Genomic DNA, 14,090 nt, shown 5'->3' with positions numbered 1-14,090 from the left:
GACCCACAGCAACGGGCTGCGGGTCTTAAAGTATTTATATTTTAAAGGGGGTCGAGTTCTATTATAGGCTTGTTTCATTAAAGTTAGATGAAAGAAACATTTCTTTTTGATTACAAATTTTTGTAGACATTGTAAACATGCACTTGCACTATGGCACACACAGCTAGTCGGTCGGCGAGATCCAAACGACACCTTTTTTCTTCAGGTCAGGCTGCCATTCTTTCGGGGCGGGAACATCGCTGACAATGATGTCGATCTCTTTTAAGTCGGCGATTTTGTAAAATTGCACAAGACCGAACTTCGAGTGATCGCAGAGTACGATGTTTTGCTTGCTGAATTTCATCAATTGCTGGGTCAATTGGCCTTTGCTTTCTTCGAAACCCGTGATCCCTTTGTCCAGCATCATACCGTCCACGGACAGGAATGCCTTATCCGCATTGAAATTTTCCACCATCTTCTCAGCCAGCAGCCCCGTTACTCTGGAATGCATCGCGTTTACTTTGCCGCCAATCATAAAAATGTCGCCTGAGAACAGGCCTTTGTTCTTATAATCAATTAATAAGTACAGGGCAGGTATGGATATTGTTAAAACCGTCAAGTTTTTCTTGTTGAGCAAATAATCGATGATATGCAAGGTCGTTGTGCCGTCATCGATGAAGATCACGTCATTATCCTCAACGATGGTCGCTGCCGATCTGCCGATTTTGCGCTTCTCGTCCGCGTACAGAACTTCCCTCTTCAGGTGCGACGGCTCATCCCTGGACACATTAATTTTGACCGCGCCGCCGTATACCCGTTTCAGCTTATTTTCTTCCTCCAGCTCCTCCAAATACCGGCGTATCGTCTCTGAAGAAACTTCCAAACGCTCGACCAAATCATTCGTCTTTACTTTGCCTTCCAAGTTCAGCTGATTGAGAATAACATTTTTCCGTTCTTCACCGATCAAAGACATAAGGTCGAACCCTCCAATTTCGGCATGGTTTGCTGCCCGGCAGGTCTTACTTCGGCATTTGCCAAGCAGCCGTTCTTTTTTTCACCTTTTTCAAAATAAACTCGTACACCAAACGGACCGCGATATTCGTCCCGACAATCAGCGTAGACATCGCCGCAGCGGCTGCTACGTCTCCTGCATCTTCCATATTAACCAAGGCCACAGCGGCAAGGTTCATATCCGCAGACCGCAGGAACACGACCGCAGATACCGTAACCATTGAGTTAACAAAAAAGTACATGGCAATTTCGATAATAGCCGGTAAAGACATGGGCACCGTTACTTTTAGAAATGTTTTGTAAAAAGGGATGCGCATCGATTCCGAGACGAGTTCGAACTCCTTGTCCAGCTTTTTCAGCGCAGTCGTAGCCGTGATAAAGGGAACCGCATAGAAATGCGTAATGTTCGCAAGCACAATGATCGCTATTGTCCCATACATCCAATTCAGCGGATTGCCAGGATCGTTAAAGAAGAAAATATAAGCCAGACCAATGACCATACCCGGAAGCGCAAGCGGTAAGATGGACAAGAAATAGCCGACCTGTCGCATGCCTTTCATCGATCTGGTCTTTTCGATCAAATAAGCGAAACCGAAGGTGATCATCGTGCCGGCCACCGCAGTAATGAGGGAGACTTTCAGCGAATTCCAGAACGGCTCCAAGCCTGACCCCGCCACACTCGAAAAGTCATAGTGTTTGAAGCTTAAGCTCAATTTGTACGGCCATACCTTAACGAGCGAAGCAAATACAATCGTGAACAACGGAATCAGGATCGCAATAGAGACCAGGAGGCAAAATACCCGATAAAACCTATCGCGGGCACGTCCTTCCGGCACGCGGTACGGCGTCGATTTCGAAGAAAGCATCGAGCGCTGCTTGCGCTCTACGAACCGGTCTACAGCAAAAGCAACGATGGCCGGAATCGTCAGCAGGATGCCCACCGTTGCACCCATGGATAAGTTCTGCTGTCCGATCACCTGCTTGTAAATATCCGTGGCCAAGACGTTAAACTTGCCTCCGATGGCTTGAGGCGCCCCGAAATCCGTAAAACTGGCGGTGAAGCAAACGAAGATGGCACTGATCAGGCCATATTTGACGGATGGCAGGGTTACGGTGAAAAACGTTTTGAATTTATTAGCGCCTAGCGATTCCGCTGCCTCATAGAGCCGCTGGTCGGTCATTGACAAAGCTGTAATAAAGATTAGAAAAGCCTGGGGAAATAAATAAATGACTTCCGATATGACGATCCCGACCGGGCCGTAAATCCCAATGCGCAGCCCCGGCAAAAGGCCGAAAAAACCGTTCGTGATCATCCCTTGATTGCCAAACAAATAGGTAAGTGCAATGCCGTGCATCATGGTCGGCTGAAAGAGCGGCAGCAAGGCCACATAGCGGAAATAACTTTTCCCGCGGATAGCGGTGCGGCTTATGCCGTACGCATAGGTGAAAGCGAGAACAACAGCGAGTGCTGTGGATAGCACCGAAATCCAAATCGTGTTCGTTAGCGATTGGATCAGTGATGGCGTAGAGAAATATTGGATAAAATTAGCTAATCCAACGTACTCCTCATTTTTATTGAGAAAAGCTTTGCTGAACAAAAGGAGTAACGGAATCAACGTGCTTGTTGTCAGTGTAAGTACGAGCAGTACAATCAACACATTTTGCAAGGAAAAGAGGGTTCCAAAGTGGCGTCGGATCGGCGGATTCATGCTGACTATTCCCTTGTTCATCAGGCACCTACCATGCTGTCTGCCGGGAACGTAATCATTTTCTCCTGCGGAAATTCAACGGATACCACGGCATGTTTGGCCAGCCTCAGTTGGTGAGACGCTTGTGCCGACACATCCACGGTCAGAAGCGCATCCTCGTAGCCGCTGCCTGCTGCCGGTTGAAGCAGCACTCTGTAGAAGGCTCCCCGGAACTCGACATGCTTCACAACCGCCTTCATGCCTCTGTTCGATTCTGACGCAGAAATACGGATATGCTCAGGTCGAATCGCCAGACTCCCCTTCGGCGACAGCTCGGCCTGCTGCCTGTTCTCCAGGAAATTAATCGATCCGATAAAATCGGCGACAAAGGCCGAATTCGGCTGCTCATAAACTTGTTCCGGCGTTCCCATTTGTACGACTTCGGAGTTTTTCATCACGACAATGCGATCTGCCATCGTGAGCGCTTCCTCTTGATCATGCGTGACCATCACCGTTGTTATGCCGAGCTTGTCCTGCAGCTCGCAAATTTGCTCGCGAAGCTTGACGCGAACCTTGGCATCCAGCGCCGAAAGCGGCTCGTCCAGCAGCAGGAAATCCGGCGACAGCACAATAGCCCGGGCCAGTGCGACACGCTGCTGCTGTCCGCCGGACATTTGGGCCGGGTAACGATCGTGGAGATGCAGCAAATCGACCAAAGACAGCCCTTCACGCACTTTCTCATCGATCTCTTTCTTCGAGAGCTTCTTGCCTTGCAAGCCGTATGCTACGTTCTGATAGGCAGTCAGGTTCGGGAAAAGCGCATAAGACTGGAACACCATGCCGAAGTTTCTTTTGGCCGGCGGCAGCGCCGTAATATCTTTGCCGCCAACGGTAATGCGGCCTTGCGTCGGCTTCTCCAATCCGGCAATGATGCGAAGCAGCGTCGTTTTGCCGCACCCGCTTGGGCCCAGTAAACAAATGAACTCATTTTTCTGAATATCAATATGAATATTTTTCAAAGCGCTGAAAGATCCAAAAGTTTTGTTTACTCCTTGAATGGACAAGTAAGCTTGTGTCATGATCAAGCAGCCTCCTAAGTCTTGTTAACTTGAGTATAAGGTCGAATTGTTATCGTTTTGTTAATGATAGAAAAAAGACTGCTGCAAAGCATGGTTCGCAGTCAGCCTTTTGTTGGTTTTGCTTTTATTTTTTCGGCTCGCTCTTAGCGTTGTAACGCTTGTCCCACTCAGCCAGAACCGTGTCGCGTTTTTTGGCGGCATCGTTCAAATCATTTTTAATAAGCTGCTTGATCGGATCAACCGAATAGCCGTCCGGGATTTTAGCTGCATCGGTTTTGATAGCCAGAATGGCGTAATTTTTATTATATTCTTTCATAACGTCGTCGGTAATCGCCCAATCCAGGAAGTCCTTAGCGACCTGCTTCACAACTTTCTTTTTCATGAGGGCATTCGCTTCAACATCCCAGCCGGAACCTTCCTTAGGGAATACCACTTCGACCGGAGAACCGCTTTTCTTCTCTTGAATGCCGCGGTAACCGAAGGAAATACCTATCGGATATTCCCCTGTGCCGGCTAATTTCGCAGGCTTGGAACCGGAATGAACATACATCGCAATGTTGTCATGCAATTTGTTCATATAATCCCATGCCGCATCGTTGCCTTTCAATTGCACTAGTCCGGAAACCGTCAAGAATCCAGTACCTGAAGATGACGGGTTTGGCATTGTAATCAGCCCTTTGTATTCCGGCTTCACGAGATCCTCATAGGATTGCGGAATGGCAAGCTTGCGCTTCTCCATCTCCACTTTGTTCACGATGAACGCCGTCTCCCAAGCATCGATGCCAACCCAATGAGTGACCGGATTTTTATCTTTAAAATCAGGCAGAATACGTTCAACGCCTTTTGGTGCGTATGGCTCTAACATGCTGTTCTGATCCAGCACAAGCAAGCTTGTTGCGGCCAAGCCCCATACAACGTCTGCTTGTGTGTTGTCTTTCTCGGCAAGCAGTTTGGCCGTTACGATTCCAGTAGAATCACGAACGATGTTTACTTTTACATCCGGATATTTGGCTTTAAAAGTTGTGAGGTACGTTTTGATTTGATCATCTTCCAATGCCGTGTAGACGGTTAAGTCCTTGCTCTTCGTATCCACATTCGCTTCTGCGCTTGCTGCCGGCGCGGATGTCCCTGTTTTCGTTCCGTCTGGAGTTACCGCCTTACCGCCGCAAGCCCCTAACATAATAGCAACTGACAACAATGCGACTGCACTTCCTACTGATCTTTTCATCTTCCTACTCCCACCTTCATTCGAATTTATCGGCTTTGATTTCTTAACCTGATAAAATTAGTATAAAATAGATTTGTAAATTCAGTATTAAGTGCAAGTAAAATGTTTGTTTTTAAATTTTATTACTTGGTTTTAATTTGTTTTAACTCATTTTCCAAAATATCTGTCTCTCGATGCCTGCAAGCAAGCGCTCGATGTCAGGAAGATGGATATCCCCAATATTGCCGATTCGGAACGTCGCGGCAGCGGTTATTTTGCCCGGATAAATCACAAAGCCTTCCTCTTTAATACGCGAATAGAACTCATCAAAGGAAAACACAGGCGAATCCGGATACAAGAAAGAGGTGATAATCGGCGATTGCAGCTCGGACGGAAGCAAAGTTTGCAGACCGAGACGCTGCATGCCGGCAACCAACGTATGTTGATTGCGAGTGAATCTTTCGAATCTGCGCGCAACGCCGCCTTCTTCTTCCAATTCCTGAAGCGCTTGATCAAAAGCTCGAACCGTATGCGTAGGCGAGGTATAGCGCCATTTGCCATTGCCTTGCTCCATAGTCTCCCACTGATCGTACAAATCTAACGACAAGGAACGGCTTAAGCCTTTGCATGTCATCAAAGACTTTTTACGGGCAATAATAAATCCGAAACCGGGAACACCTTGTATGCATTTATTGGCACTGCTGATTAAATAATCGATGTTTAGCGCCGCTACATCAATCGGAATGCCGCCAAAGGAGCTCATCGCATCCACAATTAACGTTTTGCCGTACTGTTTGGCAATACGGGCTGCATCCGCGATCGGATTGATCATCCCCGTCGTAGTTTCAACATGAACGAACGCAACGTGCGTGATGGATGAATCTACCTTGAGCACTTCCTCAAGCTGCTTGACGTTAACCGGCTTGGTCTCCCCGGCATCCAGCACGATCGAGTAAATGCCGAGAACTTCGGCCATTTGGGCAATTCTTTTACCGTAAGCACCGTTCGTTAGAACGAGCAATTTGCCTTCTTTCGGAATGACGGAACCGATCACCGATTCCACACAAAACGTACCGCTTCCTTGCATAAGCACAGCCGTGTAGTCATCCGGTTTGCTCGACGCCATCGCGACCAGCCGGCTGCGAATGGACTGCACGAGTTGATTGTAATCCTGGTCCCACGTACACCAGTCGCGCAGCATGGCAGCCTTTACTTTTTTACTTGTCGATAAAGGGCCTGGCGTCAGCAATAAGTAAGGGTTATCCGGCAGTTGATTCGTCGTTGTTGTCATGGACGTTCACCTCTTTGAAGTTTTTGATTGATTACTGGAATGAGCTGGTCAAGTTCGCCGATGGTTTGAATAACGTAATGTGCGCCTTCTTCACGAAATTTGGCTGCGACCGCATCCATCCGCGCTTGCAGCATATCCGCCTCGCAAGCTGCCACTTCCGCTTCACTCATGCCCAGCTCGCTGCTGCCAAGAACGACGCCAATTGTCCAAGTACCGGCGTTGACGCCTTCCTGGATATCGCTCACCGTGTCCCCCACCTTGATTACGCTATACAAGGGATAGACATTCAGGGCAGCCGCGTTCTCGTAGATCATCCAAGGATAAGGACGACCGGCAGGCACATCATTCGGCGTTACCAAATGGTCCGGAGCATAACCGCGTTTCTTCGCTTCCACGGTGACAATCCTCATCATCTCAGCCGTGTAGCCCGTTGTTGAGCCGATTCGAATGCCATCTTGACGCAAGCGCTCTACCAGTTCCAGAGATCCCGGGACGGGCTCGGCATATTGATCAACGACAGCCATCATCATCGGTTCAAAATCCGCATAAAGCGCGTCAACGTCCGATTCCTGCGGCAGCTGACCGTATCGTTCCAACCACAAGCCGGCAACCCGTTCCATTTTTAAAATTGCGCTAATATGATCGCGTTTGAGCAGTCCCATCGGAGCTCTTGCTTCAGACAATGTGATGGCAATCTCTCTCTTGCGAAAAACCTCCATGAACACGTTAAGGGGAGCAAAGCATCCGTAGTCCACCATCGTCCCCGCCCAATCAAAAATAACTGCTTGTATCATTGGATATTCCTCCTGTTTTGACTGATTTGATTGTAATGCCTAACACTTTTGTTGGATTTGGTTGCGTCTATAGGTACATCTTAAACTAGAAATGTAATCGCAGCGTTAAATCCATGTAAAATTTGTGTTTTTAATTTGTTTTTATTTGTTTTAGTTGCTTATGTGGCCGAATTTACTTACATCGCTAAACATTCCAGTTGACTTCCTTGGCATTATGTTGGAAATTAAATAAATAAACACGGGGAGGGATCATGGGGATGAAGCCGATTAAAGCGGTTATTTTCGATTTGGACAATACGCTGCTATGGGATGAAAGAAGTATTGAGGAAGCATTCAAGGCAACCTGTCAAGGAGCCGCTGAAGCTGTACAAGTAGATCCATCCGCTCTTGAATGCGAGGTGCGCGAATCATCTGAGCGCTTATTCAAGGAGCTGGCCTGTTACGATTATGCGAAAATGATTGAAATCACACACTTGGAAGCACTTTGGGGACGGTTTGACGCGCAGGAGTTTCCCGCCTTTCTGGAACTGGGACAGCTTGCGCCTGGATATCAAAAGAGTGCATGGACTCAGGGTCTGCTCAAACTCGGTATCGATGATCCGGAGCTGGGCGAAAGCCTTGCGCTGCGGTTCGCAAAGGAACGACGGGAACGTCCCTTGGTCTATGAGACAACATTCGAAGTGTTGCAAGCTTTGCGGCCCAAGTATCAGCTTCTCTTGTTAACGAACGGCGCACCTGACCTGCAGCAGGAGAAAGTAGACAGCATTCCGGGACTCGCGGATTACTTTGATCATATTCTCATTTCCGGCTCTTTCGGGCGGGGGAAGCCAGATCCCTCTATTTTTGCACACGCTCTGAACCTGCTCGGCGTTTCGGCGGAAGAAGCCATCATGGTCGGGGACAATTTGAATACCGATATCCAAGGAGCTTTAGCGGTCGGCATGCGGTGTGTTTGGATCAATCATCATCAGAAGACAGCACCGCTCCACAATTCACCTAGTCATGAAATTGCAGCGCTGCGTGAATTGCTTGATATTTTGGAGGCATAACCTTACGGATATCAAAGGCGTTAACCCTTGCTTGGAGCCTAATCCCGGCAGATAAAAGCCTCCAGAGCCTTCTGTCCTGCGAAAACAGGGCTTCTGAGTGAGGCTGGAATCGTGGGCGGGATGCCCAATCTTAAACGAAAAAGGACTGCTCCAAAGGTCAGGTAAGACCTTCGAACAGTCCTTTCATTATTGCCATTCCTCCGGCAGATTCAGTTCCTTGCTGGTACTAAGTCCATCGTACAGAGCCTGCCGGCGAAGCACCACATAAAGCTCCGCTTTCGTTGAATGATCGTACGGAAGCACGAACAGGATGCCGATGCCTAGCGCCAACGTCCCCAGGATGTACCATCCGAGAAACGAAAGATCCAGAACAAAAATCCTCCACTTCTGCCCACTCGTCATGTGTTTACTAAGCTCGACCGCCCTCTTCGTACCGATTTGAGGATTATCCGCCAGAATAAAGGGCACCATGCTGTAGGCATATGACTTTACAATCCCCGGAATAATGAGCAGCAAAAACCATAAAAAGGTTAAAATATTTTTCAAAAACATCCCTTTTACGATGGCCAAATATTTGCCCTTTTGAAAGGAATACACTAGATAATTCATATTCACATCTTCTTCAGCAGCCTGCTTAAAATATTGCATGACGCTCACTTCGAAGGGAGCTACTACAAAAATATGAAAAGCAACCGATAAGAGCGCAACAAAAACCAGGAGCATAATCGCTCCGATCATGACCGCAACAAATACCGGATTGTTGATAAAATCCCCCCAACTGCTGTTAGTACCGGTAAAGGGGAAGCTTACGGAAGTCCCACCGCCCGAATTGTATGAACAACTCGACACTCCGCCGCTCAACACTGCCAACAACAAGCTTACTAGAAAAGCCTTCCAGTAAGAGGTTCGCAGGACTTGCTTTGCTCTACTTTTTAGTTCACTGCGCGTCCAATCCAAGAAATCACCATCCAATTTCCATGTATTTACTATCTATCGTACAATAGAATAGCCAAAAGTAGAACCCCCTCGGGGTTCAGACCATAGCCATTCCCCTACTCTTACCCCGATTCGGTTGAAAGAATCCTATATCTTATCACACTTCGGACACAGCAGCCGTTATCTCCGCGAAGAGCATCATGTCTCTCTGCTGACGGACACCAAAATCCTTATTTGCCGATTTCGGCGAGAAATCAGTCCCTAAGTGAGCAAATAACAGCGTTTATGTCCGTTTCATGTTCGAAGAGGTTCTTCTCAATCGAATAAGGGCCTCTCAGTCTGTTAGCAAGGGCACAAACTTGAAACAGCACAGGAAGTTGCTGATTTTGATGTACTTTCTGCAGTCCGCATCGAAATTCTGCCAAATTAGGGGAAAGCAGCATTTCCCCAAAAACATATACATATAGAATTCAAAAAAGGCACCCGCAGGTGCCCCTCCAACTTTAAATGATTTTAAATTCCGGCTTCACCTTCGTGAAATGCGGGTTTTTCCCCGTCACCATCAGCCCCATGCCCCAGTCAAAATGCGTCTGCTCCGTCGGGAAGTCACTCGGGTCGCGATACTGGAACAATACATTTCTTCGTGTTCTTGAACTGCGGTTCGATTCGGAGCCATGAATCGTTAAATAATTGAAGAACAGCACATCGCCTGCCTCGGCTACGCAAGGCGTTCCTTCTTGAATCGGATACGTTTTATGATTCAAATAATGCTGGCCCATGTGTTGCAATGTGCCTCCCAGATGCGAGCCCGGGATCACGCGCAGGCAGCCGTTCTCTTCATCCGCATCATCCAAATGCACGCTCGCAGCGAGCATGGTGTGCTTCTCATGCGGGAAGTACGGATGATCCTGATGCATCGGGAAAGCGGCGCCGTTTTCAGGCGGCTTCACGAGCATTTTGGAGTGGTGCAGCAGGACATTGGGCCCAATGAGCTGCTCCAGCACAGCAGCCATATTCGGATGGATCACAGCGCGCATAAATGCGGCATCGTGATAATGCACATCGTGAAACCCTTTTAAGACAAGCTTTTTCAATTCCTCCGCAGGAAGGAAATCCCCCTTCCATTGATCGTTGCGATCTGCTTTGGCTTCGGCTGCACGTATAATAATTTCCTCTACGGCATTTCGCATTTCTTCAACTTCCCGCTGATTGAATACCCCTTTCACGAGCAAGTACCCATTTTCTTTATAAAAATCTACATCTGCACGAGTAATCATTGTGCTTCCCTCCATCACAAAATTTGTTTGTGAACCGCTTTCTTATTTATTATTATAGGGAATAAGACCGCGATCTGTCTTTTTCTGCAAAGGACAGGTTTTTGCAAAATAAGGACATTAAGGGTGAGAAGGATCATGTACTTGTGCAAAGAAACCAACGCCATGCTCAATGAAATCGCAACGGTTATTCACGGACCTGACGCCTGCTTCAAAATACAATACTGGGGTGTCAATCCGTGCTTGTTCGACAATCAGCCCCATAAGCATTCCTTCTTCGAAGTCTGCTATGTGCTAGGAGGCGAAGGCGAATATACGGAGCAAGGCCGTCATTACCTCCTTCGAGCAGGCACCCACTTCTGTTCCAGACCCGGCATTACGCATCAAATCCGCACTCAAAAAGGCCTCTTTATTATGTACGTCGCCTTTGAACTGGACGAATCCCAAAGCGGTGAGACGATGAGAAGCGCCTTCCATGAGCTAGCGGGGCATGCCGAAGTTTACAAGGATGACGGGGACCAGTATCCGACTGCCCACTTGTGGAAGTCGCTGCTGATTCAAGAGCGGCAAGGAAGCGTACCGGCGGCAGCCGTACCTTCGTTAGCCTATACGCTTCTCGTATCGTTTCTGAACCTTTTTGGAAAAGAAACCGACAAACCTTTTGTCCATCGAAAAAATACGAATATGCTGCTGCAGCGCGCCAAACTGTATATCCGCGACAATCTGTCCCAGCCTCTTCATCTTGGCGATGTAGCTGGAAATCTCAACGTTTCGGAGCGCCACTTATCGCGCCTGTTCTCAGAAGGCATCCATGAAACTTATACCGATTTCATCCGCAGTGAGCGTGTACGCCAAGCAGCCCACCTGCTATTGACAAGTGAGCTGTCGATTAAAGAAATCGCCGAAGTGACGGGCTTTTCTTCCGTCCATTATTTTACGCATACGTTCACCCAAGAAAAAAAGCTGCCCCCGGGCAAGTTCCGGAAACAGGAACAGACGGGTAGGCAGCTATAGAAAAGAATCCCCTTCATCCAAGCCTAAGCGCTCGAATCTAGGGGATTTCTTGCTTATTTCCTGGGAAATAGTTGAAATTAGTCGAAGTAAACCGCTTTGCCTGTTCTAGCGGACTCATAGATGGCTTCTAAAATCTCGGAAACGACACAAGCCTGCTCCGGTGTAACAACCGGGTCCGTATCATTTTCAATCGCCTGAATCCATAGGCGCATCTCCAGATCAGGCGCACTTTCCGTTTCGCCGTCATAGAAAGCAACGCCGCCGGCTTGCAGCTCGACTTCTGTTGTGTATAAGCGGCTGTGCTTCTCGCCGTTGATGCGAAGACCATTCTTCATGTCAGCTCCGCCTTCTGTACCGCTTAACGTACATTTCGCTTCATCCACTTCAAGCGTGTTCAGCGCCCAGCTGGATTCAAGAATAATGGTCGCGCCATTTTTCATAGTGATCATCCCGAAAGCGGAATCCTCCACTGTGAACTTGGACGGGTCCCAAGGGCCCCATGCATTGGCTGCATTTTCGCGTTGGGACAATTTATGATAAGAGGTGCCGAGAACGACCTTCGGCTCATAGTTATTCATCATCCAAAGCGTCAAGTCGAGCGCGTGCGTACCGATATCGATCAACGGACCTCCGCCTTGTTTTTCTTCATCAAGGAAAACTCCCCATGTTGGGACCGCGCGGCGGCGGATGGCATGAGCTTTAGCGAAGTAAATATCACCCAGCTCGCCTTCCGAGCATAGCTTGTGCAAATGCTGGCTGTCGCTGCGGAAACGGTTGTTGTAGCCGACCGTCAACTTTTTGCCGGTACGTTTCGCTGCTTCCACCATACGGCGCGCATCTTCAGCCGTTTTCGCCATCGGCTTCTCGGACATCACGTGCTTGCCGGCTTCCAGAGCCGCAATCGTAATTTCCGCATGCGAATCATTTGGCGTACATACATGAACGATGTCAATGGAGCTGTCTTGCAGCACCTCACGGTAATCTTCATACACGCGCGCTTCGCCTTTTCCATACTTAGCGGCAGCCTCATGCGCTTTTTCAGAAATAATGTCGCAGAACGCAACCATTTCTACATTTTTTAGCTTGTTCAAACTTGGCATGTGCTTGCCGTTGGCAATTCCTCCACAGCCGATAATCGCAATTCGATACGTTTTGGACATCGTAATCCTCCTTAAGCTATGTAAACATCGTATGCTTCTATCTTTTGTTCTTCGTCGGTACACTTAAAGTATACCAAAATCAAAATAAAATAAAATTTCGGATCTGGCGATAAATGTATACGATTGTGACATCTCTTACTTTTCGTTCTTCCTTATTTCAATCTTACGGATACGGTGATCGTCCCTCTCACGGATCATGAATGTCCATGATTCGTAGGTCCATTCTTTCCCGGCTTCCAGCTCCGGCAGTTTGCTGTACAACCAACCACCGATGGAGTCCACATTCTCGTCATGGATGTCTGTTCCTAATCGATAGTTGATCTCATTAATGTGAACGATTCCTTCGACTACGTAGTGATTTTCGCCAAGCACTTCGATCTCTTTCGTTTCATCTTTATCAAACTCGTCCCGAATTTCCCCGACGATCTCTTCAAGGATGTCCTCAATCGTGATCAATCCGGACGTCCCGCCGTATTCATCCAGCAGCAGAGCGATGTGAACATTTTGCTGCTGCATCTTTTTGAGCAAAACTTTGACGAGCATGCTCTCCGGAACCGTCAGCATCGGCTGCAGCAAGCTGTGCAAATCAAAGTCCGGATCGTTCAGGTAGCTCAAGAAAAACTGCTTCGTATTGACAAAGCCGATGATATGATCCTTGCTCCCTTTAGCAACAGGGAATCGCGTATATTTTTCACTCGTAATAATGTTCATGTTCTCTGCAAGGGATTTATCTGCAAAAAGGCAAATCATGTCCGTACGAGGCACCATGATCTCACGCGCCAGCAATTCATCAAAAGAAAAGATGCGATTCACATAGCCGAATTCGGTCTTATTAATTTTCCCGCTCATATAGCTGTCAGATAAAATAATGCGGATTTCTTCTTCGGAATGGGCTTCTTCATGCTCGCTGGCCGGCTTCATGCCAAACGCTTTGATAAGCTGGTTCGCTGAACCGTTCAGCAACCAAATAAACGGGTACATGATTTTGTAAAAATAAATAATGAGGGGGGCCGTAAGGATGGAAATCGCTTCCGCTTTTTGGATGGCTAACGTCTTGGGGGCCAATTCACCCAGCACTACGTGAATATACGTGATGGATACGAAAGCGATCGCAAAGGATAGAAAATGGGATAAGCCTTCCCCTGCGCCAATCCATGTGAATAGCGGATGGAGAAGCTTCTCGACGGTCGGTTCGCCAAGCCAACCAAGTCCTAGAGCGGTAATCGTGATTCCCAGCTGACAGGCGGATAAGTAGCCATCCAGATTGGAAACAACCGTTTGAACAGCGCGCGCATTTTTTTTGCCTTCCGCCACCATTTGATCTACGCGGCTGGGCCTGATTCGAATAACAGCAAATTCCGTTGCCACAAAAAAAGCGGTTAATACAATAAGTAGTGCGATTAACATCAAATTAATTAACATAGGAACCTCTTTCGAGAAGTTTTTTTATCCATGATAACCAGTATCTGCATTTATGCGGTCAGCTATGAGGCTTGTGAAACAAAAACATTCATGACCCTGGTCGGGTCACGAGGGTGTCCCATAAGTAAGAACTAATGACTTTAGGACATGGCTACCATTCAGAAAAATGGTTTTTAAAAAAAGCAA

The 14,090-nt window shown here is 47.8% G+C and carries 12 protein-coding genes; 2 read left to right on the top strand and 10 right to left on the bottom strand.

The features are described from left to right. Positions 1-163: 163 nt before the first annotated feature. The 6 genes from AC3WRW_RS29770 to phnX all read right to left on the bottom strand — a co-directional run bounded on the left by AC3WRW_RS29770 (position 164) and on the right by phnX (position 7,049). Entirely contained in the window at positions 164-952 is a 789-nt protein-coding gene (locus tag AC3WRW_RS29770) for a DeoR/GlpR family DNA-binding transcription regulator (RefSeq protein ID WP_492549836.1), read from the bottom strand. A 46-nt stretch (positions 953-998) separates the two neighbouring features. Next, positions 999-2,720: a putative 2-aminoethylphosphonate ABC transporter permease subunit gene (locus AC3WRW_RS29765; protein ID WP_492549835.1), complete on the bottom strand. Its 1,722-nt coding sequence runs from the start codon at positions 2,718-2,720 to the stop codon at positions 999-1,001. Continuing rightward, the gene (locus tag AC3WRW_RS29760) at positions 2,720-3,757 is read right to left on the bottom strand and encodes a putative 2-aminoethylphosphonate ABC transporter ATP-binding protein (RefSeq protein WP_492549834.1); all 1,038 of its coding nucleotides are present in this window, start codon (positions 3,755-3,757) and stop codon (positions 2,720-2,722) included. The genes AC3WRW_RS29765 and AC3WRW_RS29760 overlap by 1 nt, the downstream gene beginning before the upstream one ends. 124 nt (positions 3,758-3,881) lie before the next feature. Next, a complete protein-coding gene (locus AC3WRW_RS29755; RefSeq protein ID WP_492549833.1) occupies positions 3,882-4,985 on the bottom strand; it encodes a putative 2-aminoethylphosphonate ABC transporter substrate-binding protein in 1,104 nt (367 codons plus the stop codon). A gap of 142 nt (positions 4,986-5,127) precedes the next feature. Then, the gene (gene phnW / locus AC3WRW_RS29750) at positions 5,128-6,234 is read right to left on the bottom strand and encodes a 2-aminoethylphosphonate--pyruvate transaminase (protein ID WP_492549849.1); all 1,107 of its coding nucleotides are present in this window, start codon (positions 6,232-6,234) and stop codon (positions 5,128-5,130) included. 17 nt (positions 6,235-6,251) lie between these two features. Beyond that, entirely contained in the window at positions 6,252-7,049 is a 798-nt protein-coding gene (gene phnX / locus AC3WRW_RS29745) for a phosphonoacetaldehyde hydrolase (protein WP_492549832.1), read from the bottom strand. A 257-nt stretch (positions 7,050-7,306) separates the two neighbouring features. Between phnX and AC3WRW_RS29740 the strand changes: the two genes are divergently transcribed. After that, the gene (locus AC3WRW_RS29740; RefSeq protein WP_492549831.1) at positions 7,307-8,098 is read left to right on the top strand and encodes an HAD family hydrolase; all 792 of its coding nucleotides are present in this window, start codon (positions 7,307-7,309) and stop codon (positions 8,096-8,098) included. Positions 8,099-8,284: 186 nt separating this feature from the next. Here the strand turns inward: AC3WRW_RS29740 and AC3WRW_RS29735 are convergent, their stop codons facing one another. Next, positions 8,285-8,962 (bottom strand): DUF975 family protein, encoded by a 678-nt coding sequence (locus AC3WRW_RS29735; RefSeq protein ID WP_492549848.1) that lies wholly within the window; start codon positions 8,960-8,962, stop codon positions 8,285-8,287. 575 nt (positions 8,963-9,537) lie between these two features. Further along, on the bottom strand, positions 9,538-10,311 hold the full coding sequence (locus AC3WRW_RS29730) for a phytanoyl-CoA dioxygenase family protein (protein ID WP_492549830.1): 774 nt from the start codon (positions 10,309-10,311) through the stop codon (positions 9,538-9,540). Between the two features lie 135 nt (positions 10,312-10,446). Between AC3WRW_RS29730 and AC3WRW_RS29725 the strand changes: the two genes are divergently transcribed. After that, complete coding sequence (locus tag AC3WRW_RS29725; RefSeq protein WP_492549829.1) at positions 10,447-11,322, top strand: helix-turn-helix domain-containing protein; 876 nt, start codon at positions 10,447-10,449, stop codon at positions 11,320-11,322. A gap of 77 nt (positions 11,323-11,399) precedes the next feature. On the opposite strand, the gene AC3WRW_RS29720 is transcribed toward AC3WRW_RS29725, so the two are convergent. Both AC3WRW_RS29720 and AC3WRW_RS29715 read right to left on the bottom strand, forming a co-directional pair. Next, positions 11,400-12,482 carry a Gfo/Idh/MocA family protein gene (locus tag AC3WRW_RS29720; protein ID WP_492549828.1) on the bottom strand — a complete coding sequence of 361 codons (1,083 nt, stop codon included), beginning with the start codon at positions 12,480-12,482 and terminating at the stop codon, positions 11,400-11,402. A 135-nt stretch (positions 12,483-12,617) separates the two neighbouring features. Next, a complete protein-coding gene (locus tag AC3WRW_RS29715; RefSeq protein WP_492549827.1) occupies positions 12,618-13,904 on the bottom strand; it encodes a hemolysin family protein in 1,287 nt (428 codons plus the stop codon). Positions 13,905-14,090: the final 186 nt, after the last annotated feature.

It is taken from the genome of Paenibacillus sp. FW126-R14 (assembly GCF_058789495.1).
The sequence above is the reverse complement of the archived record's forward strand: the minus strand, read 5'-3'. Positions and strand labels throughout refer to the sequence as shown.